Below are 26,495 nucleotides of genomic sequence, written 5' to 3' on the forward strand. Positions count from 1 at the left end.
CCCGCGCCGGTCGCATCAGCCACAGGGGCGGAGTACGTAGACAGCCGAACTGCCTGATCCACTGTCCAGTTCGGCTGTCTGCAGGTCGGTCACCGGTATGTTGATTCGCTGTCCAGTTGCGCCGCTGCCTGCGTCGGCCCACACCTCGACCGTCCCGCTGGCGGGTAGCTGCCGTGGCCCGATCACCAGGATCTGAACCTCTGCCATCGCATGTCTCCTGCCTGCTCGCGCCGGCGGTCGCGCCGGCTGCCACGAAAACAAGGATGTCGCCGAATTGTCGCCCCGCGCGACGGCTTCCATGGGACGACGTTCCGGCGACCTGCAGGGCGACATTCCGGCGACACAAGGGCTACGGTCACTCGCATGACGACCACTCCGAACGCGACGTTGCGGGCTGTGCGGATGGGCCTGCTGATGAGTCAGGACGACTTCGCCCGCGCGCTGCGGCAGGCAGGGGATCGCGCCGGAATGCCCAACGATGCGAACAAGCGCCTCGTGCAACGCTGGGAGGCTGGGGCGATCACCTCGCCCCGTCCGGCGTACGCGCGTGCCCTGGAATCGGTCACCGGCCTGCCGATCAGCTCGCTCGGCTTCACTGTGGCGGTCCCGCATGCCCGCAGCGCCGACGCCGGCGAGGATGGGGCCGGCGGCCGGGGTGGCGAGGGCGGGGACGAAGCTCGGGGTGCTCAGGTGCCGGCGACCGGGCAGGCGTCCACCCCGGTGCCGCGCGGTGGCCCTGCCCCATGGACCGCGCCGACCGGCAACTACTCCGGAGTGTGGCTGTCCCGGTACGAGTATCACAGCTCGGGTCGTGGTGCCACGTTCACCGGTCGGCACTATGTCGTGCTGCTGCAGCACGGTGACCGGCTCACCGTGCGCAGTCTGCCCAACTCCTCCGATGCGCCGCTCACCATGGACCTGACCGTCGACGGCAATGTGGTCACCGGGACCTGGATCGAGCAGACCGCGCCGCAGGGCTACTACCGCGGCGCCCGGTACCATGGCGCGATCCAACTGCTGGCCGAGCCTACCGGGCGTCGGCTGACCGGAAAGTGGATCGGGTTCGGCAAGGAGATGGAGGTCAACACCGGCCCGTGGGAGCTGGTATTCCAGGATGCCAGCACGAACAAGGCGACTCTGGCCGCCTACGACCGTCGGCCCGATCCGGAGTAGCAGCCCGCTGCCTCATGATCAGTAGCTGCCCTTCATGATCAGATGACGGAAATTCGGCCGACACGCCGGTGAGCGCCCAGCAGAGCATCAAGTGATCATGGTCCGGTAGCGCGTCGCCGAGGAACCCGCCACCTGATCCACAGTCGAGCAGTTGTCCACAGCGTGGCTCTACCTGGGTCGTCTGATGGCTTAGGTCGCGGCATCGTAGCCGGGCATGAACGAGGTGATCGAGGAGTTGTGCCGGCGCAGCGGCGGTGTGGTGACCCGTCGCCAGGCCCTTCAGATGGTGCCGCGCTGGGCGCTGGACGACGCGGTACGCGCCGGTCGACTGCGGCGCGTTCTGCCGGGCGTCTACGTCACCACCGAGTTGATCGACGACGACCGTGGCGGAGTGTCGTCGATCCAGTTGCTCGCACCGCAGCTGCGTCGGCATGCGGTGCTGGCCCACGCCGCCGGTCGGGTCGCGTTCAGCCACACCACCGCACTCGATCTCTGGGGGCTGCGCCAGCAACCCACTGCCGAGGTACTGCACCTGACGGTGCCGATCGGCGTGGGAATTCGCAGCCAGGCCGGCCTGACCGTGCACCATCGACCGGCGTTCACCGTCGGTCCGCCGCAGGTGGTGGTACGCGACGAGGCGCCGGTGACGCGGCTGGAACGGAGTCTTGTCGAGTCCTGGCCGCTGCTGCCGGCCGCCGACCGGCCAGCTCCGCTGATCCGGGCTGTCAACGACAGGTGGACGAACGCGGACCGGATCTGCGCAACTCTCAATGAGCTGCCGCGACTCACCGACCGGGCCGCGTTGCGGACGCTGCTGGCGAAGCTCGCCGCCGGCTGCCGCAGCCAGCTGGAGATCTGGGGCCACGAGCACGTCTTCGTCGGTGCCGGGATGCCCGAATTCCAGCGGCAGTATCCGGTCCGGGTCGGCGGCCGCACCATCTACCTGGACGTGTACGCCGAGCGGGAACGGATTGACTTCGAGCTCGATGGAGCCGCCTCGCACGGCAGCCCTGCCCAGCGTGAGATCGATCTACGGCGTGACGCGTTGCTGGCCACTGTCGGCATCCAGGTGGTGCGGTTCGCACACCGCCGGCTGGTGACCGAGCCGCGGCAGGTCCGCCGCGAGATCCTGACCATTCTCCACCGCCGGGGGTACGGCTGATCAGTCGACGTCGGCGAGGATCGACTCCGGGGTGCCGGTGGCGCGCAACAGCACCGGCCGGTCGGTGACGGTCACCTCGGCCGCTGTCTTGGTCGGCGAGGCGCCGGCCGGCCCGGCGTGCAGGCTCGGCACCGCAGACACCCGTACCGCGTCGTTGACCTCGCCGGACCAGACGACCAGGGTGCTCTCCCCGCCCTGCTGGAACGCGACGCCGATCAGCCCGTCCCGGCGGACCGGAGTGACGGTCGCACCACGGGCCGCCACCGCCAGGCTCTCGAACATCCGGCCAGCCTCACGTTCCGTACCATCGGGGTCGAGCAGGCCGTAGCGAACCTCGCTGCCGGCCTGGTTGTTCGGGCTGTAGCCCAGCGGCAGCCACATCACTTGTCGGATACCGCCGGCCAGCAGCATGGTGGAGACCTTGACGACCTCCTCGGCCCGGCTGACGTCGTCGCCGTCGCCGTCGCGCCAGAACTGCCCGACCTCCCACGCCTCGATCGGCACGTCGACCGGGTTCTGTGCCGCGAGGTAGTCCAGCAGCGCCGGTACGCCGTCGAAGTGCTCGTAGTAGTGCACCTGACGTAGCTGCACCACCCCGTCGTCGATCAGCTGCTCGGTCGCGGCCAGGAAGGCGACGTTACGTACGTTGGTCTCGTTGTCGAGCGCGGTCCGCAGCGTCTCGATCGTGTCCACTTCGGGGATCTTGCGGCCCCGGGTGCCGATCCGCCGCTGGAAGTACGCGTTGTAGGCGGCGATCGCCTCGTCGTTGCGGCCGGCTTGGACCAGCCGGTCGACCACCCCGAAGCCGTACGCGACACTGCTGATGCCGGAGTCGACGACCACCGCGTCCGGGTTCGCGGCGTGCACCGCCTCAGCGGCGGCGGTGGCCAGCTCGACGTACTCCGCGGGGGTGCCGCGCCAGTACTGCGGGGCGTTGACCTCGTTCTCGATTGCGTACTGGCGGACGCCGTAGGGCGTGTAGCGGCGCACTACGTCACCGACGAACTGCCGATAGGCGGCCATGTCCAGCGGCATCGTCGACTCGGTCTTGTTGGCCTGACCGCGGACGTGTTCCGGGGTGCCACCGGTGGCCCAGCACATCTCGGTCCGGATCTTGATGTTCAGCGCGATGCCGAGTACCCGGCTGCGCTGGGCAATCTGGTCCAGGGCCGACCAGTCCTGTTGCCCCTGGGTCGGCTCGATGCTGCACCAGCTGATCTCATGGTAGGTGGCGGACCCGGACAGTTTGCGCAGGTACGGGAGGAACTCGTCGTACCGGTTCCAGTCCCAGTGCGCGCCGAACGGGTGGGTGTCCTCGGGGTAGGGCGGCAGGCTCGGCAGCGGCGCGCCGGTCGGCGGCACCGGTGGCGGGGTGGTGTCCTCGTCGGCGCTGGTGCAGCCGGCAAGGAGCAACAGCCCGCCGAGCGCCGCCGCCACCCAGCGCCGGGCCACGGTGTCCGGCCGCGTCGCAGTGTTCATCGGTAACCCAGCTCGCGCAGCATCCGCCCGGAGAAGACCGCGACGAGCAGCCGCAGGAACGGGTCCAGCTCCCGGCGGTAGCTGCCGACGCGGGACCGGTAGATGGCCGAGTCGGTGCCGGCGGAGGCACGGCGTCGGTCCGCCTCACTGGTGTACTTTCCGGCCACGTCATGCGGTTTGTCGACGTAGTCGAGCACGCCTTCCTCCCACGGTTCGCCGAGGAACTCGAACAGCGCGCGCATCGACTTCTCCGGCTCACGTACCGCATCCTCGTAGCGCAGCTCGTGGTAGCGGTCAGCCGGCAGGGTGGCACCCACCGCACGAGCGGTACGAATGTAGCGCGGCCACTTGACCACGCACTTCACCGCCGACCAGTACCCGAACCGTTTGCGGTGCGAGACCACCACGTCGCGGCCGTCTCGAATCACGTGCACGATCTGCGCGTCCGGGAAGACCTCGGTGACGAAGTCGAGCGAGATCGCGTACAGCGGGGTCTTGTCGGCCCACCGGGCCTTGCCCCGGCCGGTGGCGTAGTCGGCGTGCACGCCGCCGAAGAAGTCGGCGATGCGGCGCAGCCAGTCCTCCCGGGTGAAGCCGAAGCGGGCCAGTCGCTCCCAGTCGGAGCCGACGATGCGTCGCAGGTCCGGCAGGAACCGGGTCTCCGGTCCGCAGGAGATTCGGGAGTGCGAGTCGAGCACCAGCCGCAGGAAGGTGGTGCCGGAGCGCTGGCAGCCCACCAGGAAGATGGGCGCCGTCGGCAACTGCGTCACTTCGGCGGTGGCCGGCGCGAGGGCTTCAGCCATGGTCGGTCCTTTCCACGCTCACCGGGCACGCCGGTCGGTGTCGGCTTGTCGAGGTGGGGTGGTGGGGGACTGCGGGCGGCCGCTGGCGGTCAGTCGGGCGGTGAGTTCGTCGCAGAGCGTACGGACCGCCGGGTCGATCGGCAGCGGCTGGCGGGCGGGGGTACGAGGGGCGATGTGCGCGGACAGGTCGGGGCGGTAGGCGATCCCGAGGAAGTCGCACAGCCGGCTGATCTGCCCGGCCGGATCGGCGATCAACGCGTCGTACGAGCTGAGCAGCACGTCGTCGCGGCGGTTTAGGCCGAGGCGGAAGTAGAGGGTGTTCCGGACATACCAGAAAAGAGCGGCGGCGGTGTGCCGGTCCATCCGTCGGTAGTCGAAGCCGTGGATCAGCTCGTAGGTGTCCGCGTCGAGGCGCTGGCCCTGCCAGCGACGGCCGATGGTGCCGTCGGCGATGGCGGCGAGCGCCCGCAGGTTGGCGTCGCCGAACTTGGCCACCTCGGAGCGGGCCCGGTTGTCGACGTCGCGCCAGGCCCAGATCGCCCGACCCGGCGCCATCCCGGGCAGGGCGAGCAACTCGTCGACCCGGTGGCTCTCACACAGCGGTTTGACCAGGACGTACGCGTGTCGGCTCCGGTTCACCACGGTGGTCAGCACCGCGTCGTCGCGGAGTTGAAAACGATGGAAGACCCGCCGGTCGCTTTCGTTGCGGACCTCAAACTCGCCGATGTTCTCCAGCCCGCGGACCAGCATGTTGGTGCCGGACCGCTGCAGGCCGACCAGGTAGACCGGGGTGGCCTGACCACGGGGTACGCCGTGCTGGTGTCGCCAGCGCAGCTTGGTCCACGCGGTGGTGACCCGGTCGACCGGGTTGAGCCGGTCCTCCTCGACGAGGCGGCGGAGTCCTTCGGTGCGGAACCATCGGGCGTGCCGGGCGATTCGCCGCGCGGTCCAGGCCAGGGTGGAAGGCTCGTCGTTGTTCACCGGTCCTCCTCGGGTACGTCACCAGCCGCTGTGGCCAGGCTGGGGCGAGGTCGGGCCGCGGTCAGGCTACTCACGGATCGGGGCGAAACGCCAGAACGCAGGCTGGTCAGCCACACAAGATCATCCGATCAGCTAGTTGGCGATTCGGTACTGGACTAACCCGGCGTGGGTGCATAGCGTGAGGCAGCAGCCAGGGCGGGAGCCCTGCGCCACCATAACCGGGTGGCCACACCCCGGTATCGAGCGAGCGGGCCGGACTGATGCGTGTCCTCCATGTGAACAAGTTTCTGTACCGTCGGGGTGGCGCTGAGGGGTATCTGATCGACCTCGCCGATCTGCAGCGCGCCGCCGGGGACGAGGTTGCGTACTTCGGGATGACCCACCCGGACAACGACGGGCCGTTGCCGTACGCCCGGCACTTCCCGCCGCACGTCGAGTTGGAACCGGCGCCGCGCGGACTGCGCCCCCGGCTGGCCGTCGCCGGTCGGATGATCTGGTCGCCGGCGAGCCGCCGCGGCCTGACCCGGGTGATCGAGGACTTTGGGCCGGACATCATCCACCTGCACAACATTTACCACCAGCTGTCTCCGTCGGTGCTCGCCGCCGCCCGCGACGTCGGGGTGCCGTGCGTGCTGACCATGCACGACTACAAGCTCGCCTGCCCCAGCTACCAGCTGCTGGACCGGGGGAAGGTCTGTGAGGCGTGCGTCGATGGAGGTCCGCTCCACGCCGCGCGGCGCAGGTGCAAGGATGGATCGGCAACCGCCAGTACGCTACTCGCTGTGGAGTCGTGGATACACAGAAAGTCACAGGCATATGGTCCGGTCGGGGTGTTCGTCAGTCCCAGCCGGTTCCTCGCCGACGTGATGCGCCGAGCCGGCGTCTACCCGGACCGGCTCCGGGTGATCAACCACTTCGTGGACACAGCTGCCGTGGCGGTGAAGGACTCGCCGGGCGGGGGAGTGGTCTTCGCCGGCCGGATCTCCGCTGAGAAGGGGGTGGACACGCTGGTCGAGGCGGCCGCCCGGCTGCCCCGGCAGGTGCCCGTCCACGTGGCCGGCGACGGCCCCGCACTGCCTGCGGTCCGGGCCCTCGCCGACCGGGTGGCACCCGGCCGGGTGCGGTTCCACGGCCGGCTGGACAAGTCCCGGCTACACGACCTGATCAGGTCCTCGGCGGCGGTCACGGTGCCGTCCCGTTGGCACGAGAACCAGCCGATGGCGGTGCTCGAGGCGTTCGCCTGCGGCGTGCCGGTGGTCGGCACCGACCTTGGTGGGCTGCCGGAGCTGATCAGTCCCGGCGTCGATGGCGAGACCGTCCCGGCCGACGACCCGGCGGCGCTCGGCGACGCGCTGGGCAGGTTAATCGCCGATCCGGACCGGGCGTACGCGATGGGCCGGGCCGCCCGGGACAAGATCGACCGTGACTTCACGCCCGACCTGCACCTGAACCGGCTCCGCGACGCCTATCTGGCCGCGGCGTTGACCGCCCCGGCCGGAACCCGACGATGACCGGTACGCCCCCTGCTGCCGGTACGCCCTCTGCCGCTGGCGCGTACGGCCCGACGAGTCCTCCGGTCCGGGTGCTCTACCTGGCCGGCAGTGGTCGCAGCGGCAGCACCCTGATCACCACCGTCCTGGGGCAGCTGGACGGCTGTTTCGCCGCTGGCGAGCTGCGCTACCTCTGGCAGCGCGGGATGGTCGACAACCGTCCCTGCGGCTGCGGCGCGCCGTTCAACGCGTGTCCGGTCTGGCAGGCGGTCACCGCCGAGCTGACAGCTGCTGCTGGTCCGGCATTTGCTGCCGGCTCGGCGGCCGCCGGCATAGCCCGACGACTGCGGACCAGGCTGCGGATGCGGGACCTGCCAGCCATGCTGCGCCGGGCCGGCGCAGGCCGGCGGGCCGTGCCGCACCACGCCGACGATGCCGCGATCGCAGCGGTCTATCCGGCGGTCGCCCGCCAGGTGAGTCGTAGCGGCGACGGGCCGGTGGTGGTGGTCGACTCGTCGAAGCTGCCACCGTACGGTGCGTTGCTGCGTGACCTGCCCGGCATCGACCTGCGGGTGCTGCACCTGGTTCGGGACCCGCGCGGCACCGCCTTTTCCTGGCGCCGTCGGCGTGGACTGGACGGCGCGGCGGACCGCAAGCTGATGAGCCGCCCGCCGGTGTGGAAGGCGGCTCTGCTGTGGCGGGTGTGGAACGCCGCCACCGCACGGTTCTTCGAAGCCGCCGGACCCGACCGCTACCTGCGGATCCGCTACGAGGACGTGGTTGCCGACCCGGCCGGTCAGCTACGCCGGATCGCGCTGTTCGCCGGGCTGGATCCGGCCGGGCTGCCGGTGGACGCCGAAGGCCGGGTCACTCTGGCCCCCACCCATTCGGTGGCGGGCAACCCAGCGCGGCACCGTACCGGAGCGGTCCCGGTCAGCGACGACGCAGAATGGGTCTGGGCGCTGCCCGGCCGGTCGTTCGCGGTGGTCACCGCGGTGACGCTGCCGCTGCTGCGCCGCTTCGGCTACCCGGTACGGCGTCCCGCAGCGCCCCCGGCCCCGGCTGTGCCTCCGGCCAGGACCCAGGGCGGGCCGGTCCCGGCCACGACACCGAGCAAGGAAGGCTGACCCGATGCTGTCCGTCGTCGTGGGTACCGGACGGTGCGGATCGACCCTCGTCCAGGAGATCCTGGCCCGGCACCCGGCCGTCGGCTTCGTGTCCGGGCTGGACGACAAGCTGCCCCGGCTCAACCTGGCCGGTCGCCGCAACGGCCGGCTTTACCGCCGCTCGACGCCCCGGCCGGCCGGTATGACCTCGCTCGGGCACAGCCGTCGCCTGCTGGAACGCGGCCGGCTGCGAGTGGCGCCGTCCGAGGCGTACCGGCTGATCGACCGGCAGGTGATGGCCGGCTACTCCAGGCCGTGCCGGGATCTGCGGGCCGACGACCTCACCCCGTACGTGGGCCAGCGGCTGCGCGCCTTCTTCGACCGCCGGGTCGAGCGGCAGGGCTGCCAGGTGCTGCTGCAACACGTCACCGGCTGGCCCCGCACCGGTTGGCTGCATGCCGCGTACCCGGATCTGCGGGTGGTCAACGTGGTCCGCGACGGGCGGGCGGTGGCCAACTCGTGGCTGCAGATGGGCTGGTGGGACGGCTGGCGTGGGCCGGACAGCTGGTTTCTCGGCCCGCTGCCGGCCGACCTGCGGGCCGAGTGGGAAGAAGCCGACCGGTCGTTTCCGGTGCTGGCCGCGCTCGGCTGGAAGATGCTGATGACCGCGTTCGCCGAGGCTCGGGCCAGCCACCCGGCCGGCCAATGGCTGGACGTACGGTACGAGGACCTGCTGGTCGCACCGCGCGACGAGGTGGCCCGGATGCTCGACTTTCTCGGCCTCGACTGGTCGTCCGCGTTCGAGCGTGGCTTCCGCCGGTACGAGTTCCACAGCGGTCGCGGGGCGGCGTACCACCGGGAACTCAGTCCGGAGCAGTTGGCTGCAGTGGACCGGGTGCTGGAGAAGCCGCTTGCCGAGTGGGGTTACTGACCAGCCAGGCTCGTACCCCGCTAGCGTCGTACCCTGTCGGCCTGTACCTCGGCTGCCTCTATCGCGCGGGCCGGCAACCGGCCTAGAGTGGTGCGGGCAGGCCCGTACCCGGGCCGGTGTCCGGGCGGGAGGCGCAACCCGCCCGGTCGCGAAGCGCCGCGCCGCACGGTGACCGTGCCGGGTGCCGCCGTGACCAGCCGGCCGGTGTTCGCTGCCTGCGCCACCGATCGGTGTACCACGACCAGGCAGTTCCACGCCGTAGCTCATCGGGCCGTCACCTCGCACCGGTCCAACCACGCGCCGCACCTGTGGCGTGGGCTGGAATCCCAGTGACGACAACGGGAGAAGGACCATGGCGCGACCCATCACGCTCTTCACCGGCCAGTGGGCCGACCTGCCGTTCGAGGAAGTGTGCCGGCTGACCTCGGAGTGGGGCTACGACGGCCTGGAGATCGCCTGTTGGGGCGACCACTTCGAGGTGGACCGGGCGCTGACCGAGGACGACTACGTCGAACGCAAGCTGCAAACCTTGGCCAGGTACAACCTCAAGGTGTACGCAATCTCCAACCACCTGGTCGGCCAGGCGGTCTGCGACCATCCGATCGACGAGCGACACCAGGGGATCCTGCCCGCCCGGATCTGGGGCGACGGGGAACCTGAAGGCGTCCGTCAGCGCGCCGCCGAGGAGATCAAGGACACCGCCCGGGCCGCTGCGAAGCTCGGCGTCGACACCGTCATCGGCTTCACCGGCTCGTCGATCTGGCATACCCTGGCCATGTTCCCGCCGGTACCGCCGGAGATGATCGAACGCGGCTACCAGGACTTCGCGGACCGGTTCAACCCGATCCTCGACGTGTTCGACGAGGTCGGGGTCAGGTTCGCCCACGAGGTGCACCCAAGCGAGATCGCCTACGACTACTGGACGACCCGCCGCACCCTGGAGGCGATCGGCAACCGCCCGGCGTTCGGCCTCAACTGGGACCCGTCGCACTTCGTCTGGCAGGAACTGGACCCGGTCAACTTCATCCTCGAGTTCGCCGACCGGATCTATCACGTCGACTGCAAGGACGCGAAGGTCCGTACCGGCGACGGTCGGCGCGGCCGGCTCGCCTCCCACCTGCCCTGGGCGGATCTGCGTCGGGGCTGGGACTTCGTCTCCACCGGGCACGGCGACGTGCCGTGGGAGGACTGTTTCCGGGCACTCAACGCCATCGGCTACGACGGACCGATCTCGGTCGAGTGGGAGGACGCCGGGATGGACCGGTTGGTCGGCGCTCCCGAGGCATTGCGGTTCGTCCGTCAGCAGGCGTTCGACGCCCCGGCGGCGGCGTTCGACGCGGCGTTCTCCAGCAGCCGGGACTGACCTGGCCGCCGCCGCACCAGCGGCGGCGACACACCGGTACGACCGTGGGCCGGTCACCCCCGTCAACGGGGGTGACCGGCCCACGCGTACGCCGCGTTCTCGATGGTGTGCCGGCGTCAGCTGGCGCTGCCGCCGGGCCCGGTGCCCTTGCCTGGCTTGCTCCCGGCCGTCGTCGCACCGGTGGACCCGGGCGAGGAGGCCGTGCCCATCCCGGCGTCGGCGAGACTGCTGTCGGGGGTGGTGAGGTGGTCGTGGCCGTTGAGGCGTTCGGCCAGCCGGGTGTGGCTGAGCCGCTCCCGGCCCTCCGCGTAGATCCGGTTGGCCTGAGCTTGCGCCACCCCGGCGGCCTCCTGCACCGTCGGGTGGTCCATCACCTTGCGTGCGTTGAGTACCAGCTCGTCGTACTTTTCCCGACCGGCGCGGGCGCCCAGGACGAAACCCACGGCCACCCCGCCGATGAACCAAAGTTTTCCGCGCATAGCGGCTCCTTCCGTACCTGACCCGGTGTACCCGTCGGCCGTCGGTCCGGTTCGGTGCCGGCTGGCCGATGAGTGACCCGGTCGTGCCTTCGTCATCTGTCCGGTGCTGTCTACCCATCCTGCTCCCTTCTCACGCGTCAGCGCAGACAACTCGGTCTTTTGTCCGTTTCGATAGGTTTCTTAGTTTCTTATTGGGAGCTCGACCGCCGGGCCGTGCCGCGAACCCGGCCGGTCCGAGACGGTGGACCCGTTCGGTCCGGGGCGGCGAACCCGGTCGCCCATCCGGCGCTGGCGTCCTGTACTCTTGTTCCGTCGCTAGGCGGCCGGAGAGATCCGGTACCGGCTACGCAGCGGTCCCCCGTAGCTCAATTGGCAGAGCAGCCGGCTGTTAACCGGCAGGTTTTTGGTTCGAGTCCAAACGGGGGAGCTTTCACGGATGGCCGTCGTGGCGGAAGCCGTCATAGTCGGTGCCGGGCTCACTGGGCTTGCGGAAGCCCGCCGACTCTCCGCAGCCGGCGACGCTGCTCACCGGTGTCGGCACCCTGCCGGACCGGCTCCGACTCGGTCGGCTGCTGGTGCGGTACGCCCTGGCCGGTCCCGCCGGCTGCTCACCCGAGCGGAGACGATCGGCGATCGAGCCTGGCCTGGTGCGCACCCGTTGCCAGTGGACTATCGTGGCGACCGATCCACCGGCGGCCGCCCGGCTGATCCAGTCGGTCTCGCCGGTACGGATGCGCCAGCTGACCACCAACTATCATGCCGCCGACCAGCCGCCGGTGGCGGAGACGACCCTGCTGCTCGACGGGCACCGCCGCAGGCCGGTCACGAACACCGTCGTGGTCAGTCAGGCGGCACCGGACCACGCACCGCCCGGTCAGCACCTGATCGCCACCTCCGTTGTCGGTCGAGAGACACCGCCAGAGACAGTCGTCCGGGCCGAGTTGGCACGGCTGTCCCAGACCCCGACCACCGGTTGGTGTCACCTGCGGACGGTGGCTGTCGTCGGCGCGCTGCCGGCGGGAGCGCCGCCGCGTGGCACGCTGCGCGCGCCGGCGCAGGTGGTCGCGACGACCGTCGGTGACGATGGGATACCTGCGGGCGTCCCCGCCGGGCAATCCGGACGCTATCCCGACCACCACGCCGCTGACCGAGTAGGACAGGGATCCTGAGACCGCCGTCGCAGCCCTGTCCGACCTCGGACACCGGGCCGGCGAGCCGGTACGCCGGCGTACCGGCCTCAACCGCGTCGACGTAGCAGCTCGGCTGCGGCGCCGAACCGGATTGTCCGTACCGGGGCACCGGTGGGCGAGGCGCTGCGGCGGGCGATGCGGCGGTCGCGGGACGACGGATCACCGTTGCGCCACTGGGCGTCGTTCGCGGTGGTCGGTGCCGGCTGGGCCACGCCTGTCACTGCGGTAGACCGGCATGGGCGAGGGCGGACGGAGTCAGCCGACCGACGATGGCCGGAGCCTGCCGGATGAGGGTGTCGTCGTCCACGGCCTCGACCATGAACCTGGCGTAGTCGATGCGCCGGGTCAGGTTGCTGGCCAGCACCGGGTCACCCACATGCCGGCTCCACACCGGCAGGCCCTGGCTGTCGCCCTCCTCGAGGTCGCTGCCGCGTACGACGGTCCAGTCGGTGCCGCTGGCGAAGACCCGTTGGCAGGCCTGCACCTGGTCGTCGACGTCCACCACCCGCAGCAGCTTTGCCAGCCAGCCGAAGATCGTCGTGTAGAGCTTGAACCCCCGGGGGTAGACGTCCCGGCCGTCGCGGGTGATGTGCCAACCGCAGGAAAAGATTAGCCGGGCACCGGGCTCGGCGTAGTCGAGCACCGCCTGCGCGGTGCCCGAAGCGTAGCTCTGCACCCCCCACGGCACCAGCACGGTGAGCACAGCGTCGCAGCCGCGCACCGCCCGGGCAATGACCGTACGGGAGTTGGTCGGACCGGGGACCACGGTGATCCGACCGTCGAACTCGGACAGTTTGGGCACGCTCTTCTCACGGCACACGGCGACGACCTCGTACCCGCGCTCCAGCGCGTGCCGCACCATGTACCGCCCGAGCTTCCCGGACGCGCCGACGACGCAGATCCGCCGGCCCGCACCTGGCTGGCCGACTCCGTCGGTGCCGATCGGTTCCATGGTCCCGCTCCTGTCTCTCGAATTCCCCGTACCACGTTTGGCTTACGCTGTAAGGTACAGCCTTGCGGTGTAAGGTTGTCAAGAGGTCCGAGCGGCTGACGGCAGGAGGATCACGTGGGCACAGAGCCAGCCGGTACGCCCGGGAACCGGCGCACCGCGCTCACCAGGGACCTGGTGCTGCGCGAAGCGGTCGCGCTGGCCGACGAGGCCGGCTCGGGGGTGCCGAGCATGCGCCGGCTAGCGCAGCGGCTCGGCGTCGAGGCGATGTCGCTCTACCACCACTTCCGCAACAAGGACCTGATCCTCGACGGAATGGTCGATGTCGTGTTCGGTGAGATTGACCTACCGGCGGACGGGGTCGACTGGTGTGCCGCGATGCGGGACCGGGCGGCTTCGATGCGGGCGGCGCTGATCCGACACCCGTGGGCCATCGGTCTGATGGACTCCCGGACCAACCCCGGCCCGGCGACCCTGCGCCACCACGACGCGGTGCTGGGCTGCCTGCGTGCAGGTGGCTTCTCCATCGCCGGCGCGGCGCACTCGCTCTCCATGCTGGACAGCTACGTCTACGGGTTCACCCTGCAGGAACTCAGCCTGCCGTTCACCTCGTCCGCCGAGGTCACCCAGGTGGCGGGCGCGATCCTGGAGCAACTGCCCCGCGACGAGTTGCCGCATCTCGCCGAGATGATCGTTCATCGGGCGCTGGCACCCGGCTACTCCTATGCGGCCGAGTTCGACGTCGGGCTCGACCTGATCCTCGACGGTCTGCAGCGGCGCCGGGAAAGCTGGCGGTGACCTGTGGGCGGGTCACTGCCGGCACCCCCTCACTTCTTGACCAAAACCCTTGTCGGGCACGGTGGTTGCGGCGGCGAGGATCGCCCCGGAACGCCTTGTTGAACAGGGCCGCCACCCGCACGACGGGATTGGGTATGGTTCGGGCGGGCACCCGCTTGTCCGCGTCGCCGAGGTTGGCCTCTAATAGGACGCCGACCTGCTTGATCGCGATCGCCGGGCCGCCGGAGAGCAGGAACCACTGGCCGGCGGCACCGGGCGTGGTCATGGCCAGCGCGCGGGCGGCGGCGACGTCGCGCACGTCAACGAACGTGATGTACAGGTTCGGGTAACCCCGGCTTGCTGCCGTCCGGGCTGCGCTGCACGATGTGGTTGGTGCCCCGAGCGCCTCTGTCCCCCTCCCCGGTCTCCGGCCGCCGTCCTGTTCGCCGCCGTGGTGCTGTCGCTGGGCGGCAGTCCGCTGTGGATGCAAATGGCCCATGGCGTCAACCGGCAACACTCGAGAACCGGATCCGGTTCGCGGAACGCTGTACCTGGTAGTGGGGCGGGCGGGGCTCGAACCCGCGACCGAGGGATTATGAGTCCCCTGCTCTGACCGGCTGAGCTACCGCCCCGGCGAAGGAATCTTATCCGGTCGGTGTGCGTGGTGACGGACCAGTGGCACCAAGGCAGATTTTCCCACTTCACCGTGAAATGTGATGGTCAAGCGTTCGGTAGCCGACTGGCGTCTATGGGTGATACGAGCTCGCCGCCCGCTGGTTGTTCCGGCAGGACCCGATGCCGACCGTACGGCTCAGTCGGCTGCTGGTAGTCGGGATGTCGTCATTCGGCCGCGCGGTGCTGGTCGAAGCGGCCCGGCATCGGCGGATCCACCAGCCGGACACCGCCGGCGGCTCTGTCGATCTCATTGCTGCGGACGCCCGGTCGGAAGTTGCGGCTCGTCGGGCTGGCGTTGGCACCACGGACCCGGACAAACGTGGCAGTGCGGTTGAATCCCCGGTGTGCTGGCCGATGTCGGGCAGGCAGAGGTGGTCGCCAGCGGGGACCGAGCGGTCCTGGCGAAACGGACCGCTCGGCTTCTTGTGACGGAGTCGGTTAAGGCCGACGAACGCGGCCGGTGCCGGGCTCAGCTCTTTAAAAACGTGAGCAGATCCTGGTTGACCTGGTCCTGGTGGGTGGCGGTGATACCGTGCGGGGCGCCCGGATAATAGACCTCCTGGGCGCCGGACACCAGTTGGGCGGTCTTCATCGAAGCGTTCCCGATCGGCACGATCTGGTCGTCGTCGCCCTGCATCACCAGGGTGGGGACGTCGAAGGCGGCGAGGTCGTCACGGAAGTCGGTCTCCGAGAACGCCGCCACACTCTGGTACGCGTTCCACAGCCCGGCCTGCATGCTCCACGACCAGAACTGGTGCAGGATGCCGTCGGATACCTCGGCACCTGGCCGGTTCACGCCGTAGAACTTGATCGCCAGATCCCGGTAGAACAGCGCTCGGTCGTGGGCCAGGTTGGCCCGCATCTCGTCGAACACGGCCAGCGGCAGCCCGTCCGGGTTGTCCGGCGTCTGCACCATGATCGGCGGTACGGCGGAGATGAGCACCACCTTCGCCACCCGTCCGGTGCCGTACCGGCCGATGTACCGGGCCACCTCACCACCACCGGTGGAGTGCCCGACCAGCGTGGCGTCGGTCAGGCCGAGCGCCTCGATCACCGCGGCAAGGTCGTCGGCGTAGCCGTTCATATCGTTGCCCTCGGGCGACTGGCTGGACCGGCCGTGCCCACGCCGGTCGTGCGCGATGACCCGGAACCCCTGCTGGGCGAGGAACAGCAGTTGGCCGTCCCATGCGTCGGCGGTCAGCGGCCAGCCGTGTGAAAACACGATGGCGGGGCCGGAACCCCAGTCCTTGTAGTAGAGCTGGCTGCCGTCCTGCGTGGTGAGGTACCCCATGGCGTCACTCCTGACTCTCGGTGCGCTCCTGGTCCTGCCCCTTGATCGGCCGACCGGGCCGCGCTGCCGGGCCGGCCCGGGCTGAGCATCCGTCAAGGTGAAGAGTTTCCGCAGACGTGGGAAGCTAACCGGTGTGAACCGGCGGGCACGGGGAACCGGCCGGCCGGCCTTCAGCCATGACTTTGACACTGTCTGCTCCCGGCCGGATCGGACCGGGCCGCGGCCGGCGCTGGGCCCGGACGCCCGCGTACGGGGTTCGTCGGTCAGCGCACCAGGGCGTCGGGCTGGATGTCCGCCGGGGTGCCCTCCCGCTCGTACGCGGTCAGGCTGCCGACGGTGGTGGTGGCGATGTTGTGCAGCGCCTCCTCGGTGAAGAACGCCTGATGGCCGGTGATCAGCACGTTGGGGAAGGTGACCAGCCGAGAGAACAGGTCGTCGCGCAGCATCTGGTCGGACAGGTCCTCGAAGAACAGATCGGCCTCCTCCTCGTACACGTCGAGGCCCAGATGGCCGATCTTGCCGCTCTTCAGACCGCGGATCACGGCGGCGGTGTCGACCAGCGCGCCCCGGCTGGTGTTGATCAGCATCACGCCGTCGCGCATCTGCGCGATCCGTTCCTCGTCGATCAGGTGATGGGTGTCAGGGGTGAGCGGACAGTGCAGGGTGATGATGTCCGACTCGGCGAGCAGCGTCGGCAACGGGACGTAACTGGCGCCGGCGGCGATGGCCTCGTCCGACGGGTACGGGTCGGCGGCGAGCACCCGGCAGCCGAACCCGGCCATGATCCGAATGAACCGGACGCCGATCTTGCCGGTGCCGACGACGCCGACGGTCCGGCCGTGCAGGTCGAAACCGAGCAGCCCGTTGAGGGCGAAGTTGTGCTCCCGGACCCGGTTGTAGGCGCGATGGATCTTGCGGTTGAGCGCCAGGATCAGCCCGGCACAGTGCTCGGCGACCGCGTGCGGCGAGTAGCCCGGCACCCGGGTGACGGTCAGCCCGAGCCGGCGCGCGGTGGCCAGATCGACATGGTTGAACCCGGCCGAGCGCAGCGCGACCAGCCGGACCCCGCCGCCGGCCAGCGTCTCCAGCACCGGTGCGTTGAGGTCGTCGTTGACGAACGCGCAGACCGCGTCGCAGCCGTCGGCCAACGGTGCGGTGTCCGCCGACAACCTCGGCTCCAGGAACACCAGGTCGTGACCGGCCTCGGCGTTCGCGGCGGCCAGGAACCGCTTGTCGTACGGCTTGGTGCTGAACACCGCCACCCGCATGGGACCTCCTCCGGCGCGACCGTAGCTTGCGTCGGTCCAGGGTACGGTGAGGCGGGTCGGCGAGAGGAGAACGGGCTGATGGCCGCTGTGGTCACCAACTGGGCGCGTAACGTAACCTTCGCCGCGCGTCACGTCCATCGCCCGACCACCGTCGACGAACTGCGACAGGTGGTAGGCAGATCGGCCCGGCTGCGGGTGCTCGGCACCGGGCACTCGTTCAACCGGATCGCCGACACCGACGGAGACCTCGTCTCGCTCGCCGGCCTGCCCGCCGAGGTGACGGTCGACTCCGAGACATTGACGGTCACCGCCGGCGGCGGTGTCCGCTACGGCGAGCTTGCCGAACACCTGCACGCCCACGGGTACGCGCTGCACAACCTGGCCTCGCTGCCGCACATCTCGGTCGCCGGTGCCTGCACGACCGCTACCCATGGCTCCGGGCGCGGCAACGGCAACCTCGCCACCGCCGTACGGGCGGTGGAGTTGGTGACCGCCAACGGAGACCTGGTCCGGCTGGACCAGTCCCATCCCGATTTCGCCGGCGCGGTGGTCGGTCTCGGCGGGCTCGGCGTGGTCACCAGCGTTGCCCTGTCGATCGAGCCGACCTTCGATGTGGCGCAGTACGTCTATCACGGGCTGTCCCGCGACGCGCTCGTCGCCGGATGGGACCGACTCCAGGCCAGCGGCTACAGCGTCAGCATGTTCACCGACTGGACCGGGACCGGTATCGACCAGGTGTGGGTGAAACGGCGCACCGACCACGACCATCCGCCGGTCGACGCCGCCGGGTTGGGGCTCGCCGCCGCCGACGGCCCCCGCCACCCGGTGCCCGGAATGCCGGTGGAGAACTGCACCAGCCAGCTGGGGGTGGCCGGTCCGTGGCACACCAGGTTGCCGCACTTCCGGCTCGACTTCACTCCGAGCAGCGGTGCCGAACTACAGTCGGAATACCTGGTAGCGGCCGGCGACGTGGTAGACGCCCTCGACGCGGTGGCCCGGATTCGCGACCGGGTCGCGCCCGTGCTGCAGGTCTGCGAAATTCGTACCGTCGCCGCCGACGAACTGTGGCTGAGCATGAACCATTCGCGGGACAGCGTCGCGATCCACTTCACCTGGGTCGCGGATGCTACGGCGGTGACGCCGGTGATCGCCGCGGTCGAGCAGGCGCTGGCGCCGTACGCCCCCCGACCGCACTGGGGCAAGCTGTTCGGTATCGGCCGGGACGAACTCGCCGGCAGGTACTCGCGGTGGGACGACTTCGCCGACCTGCTAACCCGCTACGACCCAACCGGAGTGTTCCACAACGACTTCCTGGACCGGTACTTTCCCCGCTGACCCGCTGACCCGCTGACCCGCTGACCCGCTGACCCGCTGACCCGCTGACCCGCGACGGTCGCGGCTCAGGCCCGGCGGTCGATGCGGGCCTTGACCCCGCCGGTCTCGGCGAGCATGTGCAGCAGCGCCGAGCCGTCGATCAGCTCCAACGGCTTTCCGGAAGCGAAGTCGAAGGCCGCCGAGGTGTAGCCGGCGGTGGTCACCAGGATGCCGTTCGAGGCGTTCTCCGCCTGGACGACGCCGAACAGGTCACGGACCGCAGACACGTCCATGGTTCCGCCGCCGCGCCGAGCCAGCACGACGACCGTGCCGCCGAACAACGGGCGGGGATCGTGCGCCATGCACTCCACCGTGCCGTCGGCCGTCGTACGTACCTGGCGTACCTGCAGCCCGAGCTTGGTGAACAGGTCGGCGATCAGCTGCTCGAACTGGTCAGCCGGTGTGGTCAGCAGGTCTGGTCGCTGGTCCAGGTCGGCGAGGACGTCGATCTCATTGGCGAACCGCTTGTCGACCTGGTCGAAGTCGACAATGGCGGGCACCGACGCCAGATCCACCGGGTCGGCGGAGATCCGTGCGCCGAGCCGGCGCAGGCAGGCAGCCGGGTCGACGTTGGCCAGGTTGATCGCGACGAACTCGTCCCGGGTGGTACGCAGACTGACCAGGCAGGGCCGGGCCGGTCGGCCGGTGGCCGGGTCGATCCGTTCGACGATGCCGTTGATACAGACAGTCTCCAGCAGCCTGGTACGGTCCGCCTCGTACAACTCGTGCACCGTACGCAGGGTGATCTGGGTGATGAGGTCGGCGTACCGGTCGGCGATTTCGGTCGCCGAGCGGCCGACCGCCGTCACCTCGTCGTCGGCCGGCTGGTAACGGTACTCCCGGATCCGGGGCACGACCTCGACCGCCGGCAGGTGGTACTCGACCACCAACTGACGGGACTCGGGCAGGTAGGCGAGCCGGTAACGCTGCGGGAAGTCGTCCGGGTAGACGGAGTTTCCGAGCACCAGCCCGAAGTACTCGACGACGGCCTTCGGGTCGGCGGCGGCGAAGACGGCGGAGAACCGGTCGATCGCCGCGTTGTGCGCGGCGATCTTGGCGGCCAGCTTCTCGCACTGCTGACGGTACTTTTCCTCGGCTGCGGCCAGCCGGCGGCGCCGCTGCGCCTCCGCCGCCTCGTGTTTCGCGGTGGCCTGCTCGAACGCCTGTCGCGCCTCGGCGACCTGCTGCTGGTGGCGGACCTCGCCGCCGAACATTCGGCCCAGACCGGCCGGCTCCGGCGGGGCGAAGTCGGACCACTGCGGTGCGGCCAGCGGTACGGCGAGATCACCGGGATCGAACGGCGGTGGGGTGCTGCTGCGCTTGAGCCGTTCGAGGTCGATGTGGTCGTCGACGGCCAGGGTGTCGGCGAGCAGCTCCTCCAGCTCGGCTACCCGCGACCGCAGGTTCGCGTTGGCCGCCGCGACCTTCGCCGCACGGGCCTCGGTGTAGAGACGCTTGCGTTGGCGTTCGTCCTCGGTGGCGACCTGCTCGGCGGCCTGCCGGGCGTTCTCCGCCTCCCAGACCATCTGCTGATGCTGACGGTACGCGAAGGCCTGGGCCCGGTGCTGGGCGTGCACCTGCTGGGCGTGTGCCCGCTGCGCCTCCTGCATGCTGCTCATCTGTCAGCCCCGATCGTCGCCGGTCCACTCCCACCCCAACCGTCCGCGCCACCCGGCCCGGACGGATCACCGGTCGCACGTCTGCAGGTTGGACGTGCGTCAATCTTGTCCGACCGTCACGGTAGCGTCCAGTGTCCAGCTTCGGCGGCGACGTTCGCAGCCGGCCTTGAGACAGCACCCTCTGCTGGGCGGTGCGGTACGACGAGTTTGCCTATCCTGGTGCGTACCCCCGTAGAGCGGGCCGGGGGCGGGGAGGAAGACGGATGGTGATGGACGGCCGGGTGTCGCACGGCGGCGATCCGTACCTCTGGTTGGAGGAGGTGCTCGGTGACGCTGCCCTGGACTGGGTGCGCGACCGAAACGCGGAGACCACCGCCGGCTGGACCGCCGAGCCGGGGTTCACCCAGCTGCGGGACCAGATCAAGCAGGTGCTCGACTCCGCCGACAAGATCCCCGACCCGACCTGGCGCGGAAACCACCTCTACAACTTCTGGCAGGACGCCGGACATCCCCGCGGGGTGTGGCGGCGGGCCACCCTCGACGAGTTCCGTCGGCCGCAGCCGAGCTGGGAGATCCTGCTCGACCTCGACGAACTCGCCCGGGTCGAAGGGGAGAACTGGGTCTGGAAGGGCGCCCACGTGCTGCGGCCCGGGTACGACCGGTGCCTGGTGGTGCTGTCCCGGGGCGGATCGGACGCCGCGGTGGTCCGCGAGTTCGACCTGACCACCCGCGACTTCGTGCCGGACGGCTTCATCGTCGCGGAGGCGAAGAGCACCGTCTGCTGGATCGACCGCGACCACATCTACGTGGGCACCGACTTCGGGCCCGGCACCGTCACCAAATCCGGCTACCCGCGGACCATCCGGCGCTGGCAGCGCGGCACCGCGCTGGCCGACGCCCCGCTGGCGTTCGCCGGCGAGGTCGACGATGTCACCGTCTCCGTGGTACACGACCCGACCGCCGGCTACGAGCGTGACCTGGCGGTACGGCGCACCGAGTTCTTCCGCAACCGGACCTACCTGCTGCGGCCCGACGGCGGTTGGGGCCTGGTCGACGTGCCCTCGGACGCCGAGATCGACCTGCATCGGCAGTGGCTGCTGATTGAGCTGCGCAGCGACTGGCAGGCCGGTGACACTACCTACCCGGCCGGCGCGGTGCTGGTCACCCCGGTCGACGAGTTCCTGGCCGGCAAACGGGAGCTGACCACGGTCTTCGAGCCGACCGAGCGCTCCGCCTACAGCTACCACGCCTGGACCCGCAACCATCTGCTGCTGGTCACCCTCACCGACGTCCGTAGCGAGATCACCGTACTGACCCCCGGCGACGACGGCTGGCGGCGGCGCACGCTGCCCGACGCCGGCGGATTCGACCACACCGATGTGGCCGACACCGAGCCGGACCGAGGCGACGAGTTCCTGCTGCACACCGCCGGGTTCATCCGGCCACCGACGCTGTTGCACGGCACCGTTGACGGGCCGATGCGGCCGGTCAAGACCGGTCCGGCATTCTTCGACGCGGACCAGATGACCGTCCGGCAGTTCTTCGCCGTCTCCGCCGACGGCACCGAGGTGCCGTACTTCCTGGTCACACCGGGCGAGACCAGCCCGCCCGGACCGGCGGCCGGGCTCACCTTGATGACCGGGTACGGGGGTTTCGAGATCGCCTGGACCCCGACCTACAGCGGCGTCGTCGGTGCTGGCTGGCTGGCCCGGGGCGGCAGCTTCGTGGTCGCCAACATCCGGGGCGGCGGCGAGTACGGACCGCGCTGGCACACCGCCGCGCTGCGGGAGAACCGGCTCAGCGCCTACGATGACTTCGCCGCCGTCGCCACCGACCTGGTCGCCCGTGGCCTGTCCAGCCCGGACCGGCTCGGCGCCTACGGCGGCAGCAACGGCGGGCTGCTGATGGGCGTGATGTTGACCCGCTGCCCGGAGCTGTTCGGCGCGATCGTCGGGCAGGTGCCGCTGCTGGACATGCGCCGATATCACAAGCTGCTCGCTGGAGTCTCCTGGATGGCCGAGTACGGTGACCCCGACGATCCGGCGGACTGGGCGTTTCTGCGGGAGTACTCGCCGTACCAGAACATCCGACGGGGCACGGCGTACCCGCCGTCGCTCTTTCTCACCTCGACCCGCGACGACCGGGTCCATCCCGGCCATGCCCGCAAGATGGTCGCCCGGCTGCGCGAGTACGGCCACGACGTCACCTACCACGAGAACGTCGAGGGTGGGCATTCCGCAGCCGCGGACAACGCACAGCAGGCGTTCAAATGGGCACTGCTGCTGGAGTTTGTCCGGCGTACCCTGACCGGTGAGCGCCGGGCGGCGTCAGACCCGATCCGGGGACTGCTCGGTAACAGGTAGGAAGACGGTGACGACCGCCATGCAGGACGCCCAGACGACGAGCAGCCCGGTCAGCTGACCGCTGGTGATCCGGCCGGGACACAGCAGGTGCGCGGCGGTTGCGACTACTATGCCGGTGCCGATGATCGCGGCGAGAGCCGGCCACGGCTTCGTCCAGCCCCAGAGCAGGACCGCGCTCAGCGCTACGGCGAGCAGTCCGATTCCGATCGCCGGGAAGTGCGCTTCGGGAACGCCCTGCACGGTGACCTCGGCACGGGGGGTCACCAGCCGCAGCGACTCGAGCGCGAGTCCTTCCAGCAGCCGGCGGGGCTGTTTCCAGATGACCAGCGGCAGGAGCAGAAGCAGCATGGCGCAGACGAAGACGGCCCGCCGGACGGGGACGTGACGACGATGGTTCGCCGCGCTCCACGCCGCGTCGTACGGCTGCTTCTGGCGCCGGAGGCGGGGTAGCGGGATCCGGGCCGGGTCGTGCCGGTGGGCGAGCCACCACAAGGTGGTGACGGTGACGGTGCCGACGATCGTCAGGGTTTCCGGGCGGTTGCCGAGCAGGCTGCCGCTCGGAAGCAACCAGAGCAGCCCGACGCCTCCTGCGGTGAAGACGACCGCCAGCACCAGGCCCAGGGCCCGCCAGCGCCGCGCGGTGCACCACATCTGATGGCCGACCCGGTGCCACTCCTCGCTCCACGATTCGGTCTCGCGGTCGAGCCGTGCCCAGTCTCGGGTGCCCCGGATCCAGCCGGCGACGATAGCGGCAGCCGTGAGCAGCGCGGCGACGCCAGCGACCCAGCCGGGGTGGTTCTCGTCGGCGCGGGACGCGTCGGCGATCGACGCGTAGCCGAGCAGGACCAGCAGGGTGGTGGCGGCGGCGCGGGCCGGGTCAGCGGCCAGTGGTAGCAACACGATCAGCGGCCGGATCAGCAGCAGCAGGGCGCGGCCGACCCTGGTCGGCCAGCCCTTGCCGGCCGGCCAGAGGGCCCGGTAGGTGAGGTGGGCCGCTCGGCTGGACAGACCGTAGCGGTAGGCGACCGGAAGGTCTCGGACGCCTTCGTTGCCGCAGGACACCCGGTTGGTGAGTTGCTCCCAGTGGTCCATCGCCGCTGGCTGCCGGGGTTGGTCAGGGTTGTCGGGCCGGCCCGTTTCCCTGGCTTCCTGGTCCTCCTCCAGCAGAACCTGATATTGCAGCCAGCTCTTCAGCGCGCGCTTGAGACACTCCCGCTGGTCAGGCTGCAAGCGGCTCATTCTGGTAGGCGCGGGCGGTAGGTCACCGTTGCTGCCGGTGAGGATCCGTCGCCATTCCCGTCCCGACACACCGGGGACGGGTTCTTGGACCCATCGCTGCCAGACGCGGTTGAGCTCGTTGTCGTCGCAGCAACCGCAAAGCCCGTCGACGATCATGTCGGTGATGCCGGCAGTGGCGTCCAGCCGGCCCCAGGCCCAGTCGTTGGCCCGCCACGACCGGCGGAGGAAGGATCCAAAGTTGTGCAGCGTGGTACCGGCCAGCTTGGCACGGGAGTTGATTACCGGATCGGCTGGCTCGAGTCGGCCGGTGCGCAGCCGCTCGGTCAGGCGCTTGCGCCGTTCGCTGCAGTCGATGTTGCGGAACTTCTGCTGCAGCGGGCTCTCCTGGTTGCCGGTGATCTTGTGGTAATGGACGACGGGTTGAACTCCCGGCACGCCGCCGGCTACCGCGAAGATGGTGTGCAGCTTCTTGATGCTCAATTTGCGCAGTGATGACTCGTGGACGTCCTTGAATGCCGAGTCGCACCAGGCTCGCCGGTCCTTTGGACACAGGTCGTCGTCGCTGCGCAGTTTTCGCCTGGCGATCGGTTGGCCAATCTCCAGCAACTCTACTTTAAGGTCCTCGGCCAGCGTCCAGATTTCGTGCAGCGCGGTCCTCCCAGGGCTTGACATGTCGACTTCCCTGGCCATGTACTTCGCCGGGTACTGTTCGAACAGCATGCGGTTGAACTGTTGATCGTCGCATTGCCCGTCGGCTATCGCTTGGCGGAGTTTGTCGGGGAGACCTGGCAGCCCGTGCTGCAGGGCGCGGGCGCGTCGGGTGGCGGTCAGCAGGTCCGGGTTCTTCAGCGCGCCGCCCGATCCCTGGAAGTCCCGAAGCAGTTCGGCGCCGGCCAGGTCCCGGATGTGGTCGGCCAGCGCCAGCAGCCGGTAAAGTTTGCCCTTGACCTTCCGTAGGCGTTTGGCTGCCTCGTCGCCCGCTGCCTGGTCGTCGTGGTAATCGGAGTTGCGATTCTTCTCCTCGAGTGCACGGATCCAGGAGATCAGCATGGTGGTGGCGCTGTAGGCCGCTTCGATGTCTTGGAACTCCTCCTCGTCGTTCCCCGTTCCCTGGTGGTAGATGTCGTCGAGTTGTGCCTGGATGTTCAGCGCCTCGTACTCGCCGAGAACCTGATACGGCCCGGACAGTGCCGGTCGGCCGATGGAGTACTCCGCCGGCTTCGTGAGAATCTCGGCGAGCTTCTGGGCGTCGACGGAGTGTCGATAGTCACGATAATGATCCGGTAGCGGTGGTGGCGGATCGCTATCACGTCTGACGACTCGGTCGCTGATCAGCGTTCGGCGGCAGGTCCGGCACTCACAGGCCGGTGGTCGCCAGCTGCCCAGGGGCCGGCGGCGCGCTCTGGTGAGCATGATCTGCTGGGTGATGAGGTGCTGCCGGATCTGGGCGGCGAGGCCGATGTCGTTGGTGCTGCGAATGTGCCCGAGCTCGCCCTCCTCGGTCTCGGTGCGTTGTTTCAACGCGATCGCCCGCAGCAGCACCCGGAGCCAGTGCAGGGCACCCTTGCTGTCCGGCTGAGTCGGGGAGCTACGAGCCGACGGTGACGGATCCGGGTCCAGGTAGATCAACCGTCGGTCGGTGGGGGAGACGGCTGCGGTCCGGCAGATCGCCAGCAGCGCCCGCCGGATCGGAATGTTGTCGAAGATCCCTCCGTCGACCACGTAGTACGGTTCGGACCCGATGTACAGACTGGTCCTCCGCGGCCGCAGTCCGGAGAAGACCATCGACATCTCCGGCACCGAGGTCCGGTCCGTGCCGGCGCCGTACTCCAACCTGTTGTGGTGACCGGCGACGGCGTGGATCGACGCGGGCTCGAACGCCCCGGGGAACGACGATGTGGCGCGGGCGGCAAGAGCGAGTCGATCCAGCCGGTACTTGACCGGGTGCGGCGGATCGTCACACGGATGGTCGGTGGCGTCCGGCCGGTCGGCGGGTCCGGGAAAGTCGGTGATCCCGGTGTCGAGCGGAGCGTCGCGGCGGGTGAAGTGGAACTGGGCCTGTCCTTCGGCCAGGCTGCGTTCCTGGTTCTGGTCCTGGGCCAGCAGGGTGGCGGACAGGTCGACGGTCATGTCGTCGGTGGCGAGTGCGGCGTGACCCCGGTCGCGCAGCCGGTAGAGCGCCCGGCAGATGCGGTGGTAGAGATACTTGTCGCCGGCCAGCAGCGACGGTACCCGACCGACCGGGCGGGGTTGCCGCATCATCTGCCACAGGTCGGCGTCGTCGAGCCAGAGGTTGCGGACCGCGTCGACGGTCGAGCCGACGCACTGAGCCACGCCGTAGACGACGGCGTTGAGACCACCGGCACTGGCACCGGCGAGTACGTCGATTTTGACCTCGTCGTAGCGGGCGAGCCGGAGCATGCTGGCGTAGATTTCGGCCCGCTGCTGCTGGGCGGGGCGTTCCGGGGACTTCCCCCGCCGCAGAGTCGCGGTGCCCTGCGGGCCGGGTGTGGTCCGGCGCAGCACATCCAGTTCCGCGACCGCCCCACCGATCCAAACAGCCAGGCTGACACCGCCGCGCATGGCCAGGGCGACCCGCAGCTCACGGCGGTTGGGTAGAGCGTTCTCCTCCGGTAGGGGATCTCGATCCTCCGACATGTTCACCTCCGCTCGGCAGCACCGGGAGGCATTCGCATGGTCGCACGGGCCGCGGGCGTGCCGGGCCGATCCCAGGCGACCTCATCCTGTGACATGCGGCGTCCGGCGCCCCATCACCCGGTGGT

21 protein-coding genes and 2 tRNA genes are annotated in these 26,495 nt (G+C 69.6%); 11 read left to right on the forward strand and 12 right to left on the reverse strand.

The annotated features are described in order from the left end of the window. Positions 1 to 15 precede the first annotated feature (15 nt). Positions 16 to 207 carry a hypothetical protein gene (locus tag ACFHW1_RS07575; protein ID WP_416568102.1) on the reverse strand — a complete coding sequence of 64 codons (192 nt, stop codon included), beginning with the start codon at positions 205 to 207 and terminating at the stop codon, positions 16 to 18. Between the two features lie 156 nt (positions 208 to 363). On the opposite strand from ACFHW1_RS07575, the gene ACFHW1_RS07580 reads away from it, so the two are divergent. Continuing rightward, positions 364 to 1,173: a helix-turn-helix domain-containing protein gene (locus ACFHW1_RS07580; RefSeq protein WP_416590574.1), complete on the forward strand. Its 810-nt coding sequence runs from the start codon at positions 364 to 366 to the stop codon at positions 1,171 to 1,173. A gap of 214 nt (positions 1,174 to 1,387) precedes the next feature. Further along, entirely contained in the window at positions 1,388 to 2,335 is a 948-nt protein-coding gene (locus ACFHW1_RS07585) for a DUF559 domain-containing protein (RefSeq protein WP_416554509.1), read from the forward strand. Here the strand turns inward: ACFHW1_RS07585 and ACFHW1_RS07590 are convergent, their stop codons facing one another. From ACFHW1_RS07590 to ACFHW1_RS07600, 3 genes are read right to left on the reverse strand one after another with little or no spacing between them, the layout of a single operon-like run. Next, positions 2,336 to 3,814, reverse strand: a complete 1,479-nt coding sequence (locus ACFHW1_RS07590; RefSeq protein WP_416615133.1) for a hypothetical protein — start codon at positions 3,812 to 3,814, stop codon at positions 2,336 to 2,338. It abuts the gene before it with no gap. Further along, positions 3,811 to 4,617 (reverse strand): sulfotransferase family protein, encoded by an 807-nt coding sequence (locus tag ACFHW1_RS07595; protein ID WP_416554513.1) that lies wholly within the window; start codon positions 4,615 to 4,617, stop codon positions 3,811 to 3,813. Before ACFHW1_RS07595 ends, ACFHW1_RS07590 begins: the two co-directional genes overlap by 4 nt. An 18-nt stretch (positions 4,618 to 4,635) precedes the next feature. Next, entirely contained in the window at positions 4,636 to 5,598 is a 963-nt protein-coding gene (locus ACFHW1_RS07600; protein WP_416554515.1) for a hypothetical protein, read from the reverse strand. A gap of 275 nt (positions 5,599 to 5,873) precedes the next feature. Here ACFHW1_RS07600 and ACFHW1_RS07605 point away from each other — a divergent pair, with 275 nt between their 5' ends. The 4 genes from ACFHW1_RS07605 to ACFHW1_RS07620 all read left to right on the forward strand — a co-directional run bounded on the left by ACFHW1_RS07605 (position 5,874) and on the right by ACFHW1_RS07620 (position 10,488). Next, complete coding sequence (locus ACFHW1_RS07605; RefSeq protein ID WP_416554517.1) at positions 5,874 to 7,109, forward strand: glycosyltransferase; 1,236 nt, start codon at positions 5,874 to 5,876, stop codon at positions 7,107 to 7,109. Further along, complete coding sequence (locus ACFHW1_RS07610; RefSeq protein ID WP_416554519.1) at positions 7,106 to 8,215, forward strand: sulfotransferase family protein; 1,110 nt, start codon at positions 7,106 to 7,108, stop codon at positions 8,213 to 8,215. The genes ACFHW1_RS07605 and ACFHW1_RS07610 overlap by 4 nt, the downstream gene beginning before the upstream one ends. A gap of 4 nt (positions 8,216 to 8,219) precedes the next feature. Continuing rightward, complete coding sequence (locus tag ACFHW1_RS07615; protein WP_416554521.1) at positions 8,220 to 9,125, forward strand: sulfotransferase family protein; 906 nt, start codon at positions 8,220 to 8,222, stop codon at positions 9,123 to 9,125. Positions 9,126 to 9,477: 352 nt separating this feature from the next. Further along, positions 9,478 to 10,488, forward strand: a complete 1,011-nt coding sequence (locus ACFHW1_RS07620; protein WP_416554523.1) for a sugar phosphate isomerase/epimerase family protein — start codon at positions 9,478 to 9,480, stop codon at positions 10,486 to 10,488. A gap of 116 nt (positions 10,489 to 10,604) precedes the next feature. Here ACFHW1_RS07620 and ACFHW1_RS07625 read toward each other — a convergent pair whose 3' ends face one another. Continuing rightward, positions 10,605 to 10,967 (reverse strand): hypothetical protein, encoded by a 363-nt coding sequence (locus ACFHW1_RS07625; protein WP_416554525.1) that lies wholly within the window; start codon positions 10,965 to 10,967, stop codon positions 10,605 to 10,607. A gap of 354 nt (positions 10,968 to 11,321) precedes the next feature. Here ACFHW1_RS07625 and ACFHW1_RS07630 point away from each other — a divergent pair. Together ACFHW1_RS07630 and ACFHW1_RS07635 are read left to right on the forward strand one after the other, a co-directional pair. Further along, positions 11,322 to 11,394 (forward strand) — tRNA-Asn (locus ACFHW1_RS07630). 58 nt (positions 11,395 to 11,452) lie between these two features. Beyond that, positions 11,453 to 12,136: a hypothetical protein gene (locus ACFHW1_RS07635; RefSeq protein WP_416554527.1), complete on the forward strand. Its 684-nt coding sequence runs from the start codon at positions 11,453 to 11,455 to the stop codon at positions 12,134 to 12,136. Between the two features lie 68 nt (positions 12,137 to 12,204). On the opposite strand, the gene ACFHW1_RS07640 is transcribed toward ACFHW1_RS07635, so the two are convergent. Continuing rightward, the gene (locus ACFHW1_RS07640; RefSeq protein WP_416568096.1) at positions 12,205 to 12,369 is read right to left on the reverse strand and encodes a hypothetical protein; all 165 of its coding nucleotides are present in this window, start codon (positions 12,367 to 12,369) and stop codon (positions 12,205 to 12,207) included. Positions 12,370 to 12,374: 5 nt separating this feature from the next. Beyond that, entirely contained in the window at positions 12,375 to 13,109 is a 735-nt protein-coding gene (locus ACFHW1_RS07645; protein WP_416568095.1) for an NAD(P)-dependent oxidoreductase, read from the reverse strand. A gap of 114 nt (positions 13,110 to 13,223) precedes the next feature. On the opposite strand from ACFHW1_RS07645, the gene ACFHW1_RS07650 reads away from it, so the two are divergent. Then, complete coding sequence (locus ACFHW1_RS07650) at positions 13,224 to 13,904, forward strand: TetR/AcrR family transcriptional regulator (protein ID WP_416554533.1); 681 nt, start codon at positions 13,224 to 13,226, stop codon at positions 13,902 to 13,904. 537 nt (positions 13,905 to 14,441) lie between these two features. Here the strand turns inward: ACFHW1_RS07650 and ACFHW1_RS07655 are convergent. The 3 genes from ACFHW1_RS07655 to ACFHW1_RS07665 all read right to left on the reverse strand — a co-directional run bounded on the left by ACFHW1_RS07655 (position 14,442) and on the right by ACFHW1_RS07665 (position 17,117). After that, positions 14,442 to 14,515, reverse strand: a tRNA-Ile gene (locus tag ACFHW1_RS07655). A gap of 512 nt (positions 14,516 to 15,027) precedes the next feature. Further along, on the reverse strand, positions 15,028 to 15,849 hold the full coding sequence (locus tag ACFHW1_RS07660; RefSeq protein WP_416557619.1) for an alpha/beta fold hydrolase: 822 nt from the start codon (positions 15,847 to 15,849) through the stop codon (positions 15,028 to 15,030). A 263-nt stretch (positions 15,850 to 16,112) separates the two neighbouring features. After that, on the reverse strand, positions 16,113 to 17,117 hold the full coding sequence (locus ACFHW1_RS07665) for a 2-hydroxyacid dehydrogenase (RefSeq protein ID WP_416557621.1): 1,005 nt from the start codon (positions 17,115 to 17,117) through the stop codon (positions 16,113 to 16,115). Positions 17,118 to 17,195: 78 nt separating this feature from the next. On the opposite strand from ACFHW1_RS07665, the gene ACFHW1_RS07670 reads away from it, so the two are divergent. Next, positions 17,196 to 18,452 carry an FAD-binding protein gene (locus ACFHW1_RS07670; RefSeq protein WP_416557622.1) on the forward strand — a complete coding sequence of 419 codons (1,257 nt, stop codon included), beginning with the start codon at positions 17,196 to 17,198 and terminating at the stop codon, positions 18,450 to 18,452. 65 nt (positions 18,453 to 18,517) lie between these two features. On the opposite strand, the gene ACFHW1_RS07675 is transcribed toward ACFHW1_RS07670, so the two are convergent. Next, positions 18,518 to 20,110: a restriction endonuclease gene (locus tag ACFHW1_RS07675; RefSeq protein WP_416556290.1), complete on the reverse strand. Its 1,593-nt coding sequence runs from the start codon at positions 20,108 to 20,110 to the stop codon at positions 18,518 to 18,520. A 263-nt stretch (positions 20,111 to 20,373) separates the two neighbouring features. Here ACFHW1_RS07675 and ACFHW1_RS07680 point away from each other — a divergent pair, with 263 nt between their 5' ends. Continuing rightward, positions 20,374 to 22,473, forward strand: coding sequence for a prolyl oligopeptidase family serine peptidase (locus ACFHW1_RS07680; RefSeq protein ID WP_416556291.1), 2,100 nt, complete (start codon positions 20,374 to 20,376; stop codon positions 22,471 to 22,473). Here the strand turns inward: ACFHW1_RS07680 and ACFHW1_RS07685 are convergent. After that, complete coding sequence (locus tag ACFHW1_RS07685; protein WP_416615135.1) at positions 22,438 to 26,370, reverse strand: patatin-like protein; 3,933 nt, start codon at positions 26,368 to 26,370, stop codon at positions 22,438 to 22,440. The genes ACFHW1_RS07680 and ACFHW1_RS07685 overlap by 36 nt on opposite strands. Between the last annotated feature and the right edge of the window lie 125 nt (positions 26,371 to 26,495).

The organism is Micromonospora sp. LOL_014, from assembly GCF_048060245.1.
Taxonomy (GTDB): domain Bacteria; phylum Actinomycetota; class Actinomycetes; order Mycobacteriales; family Micromonosporaceae; genus Micromonospora_E.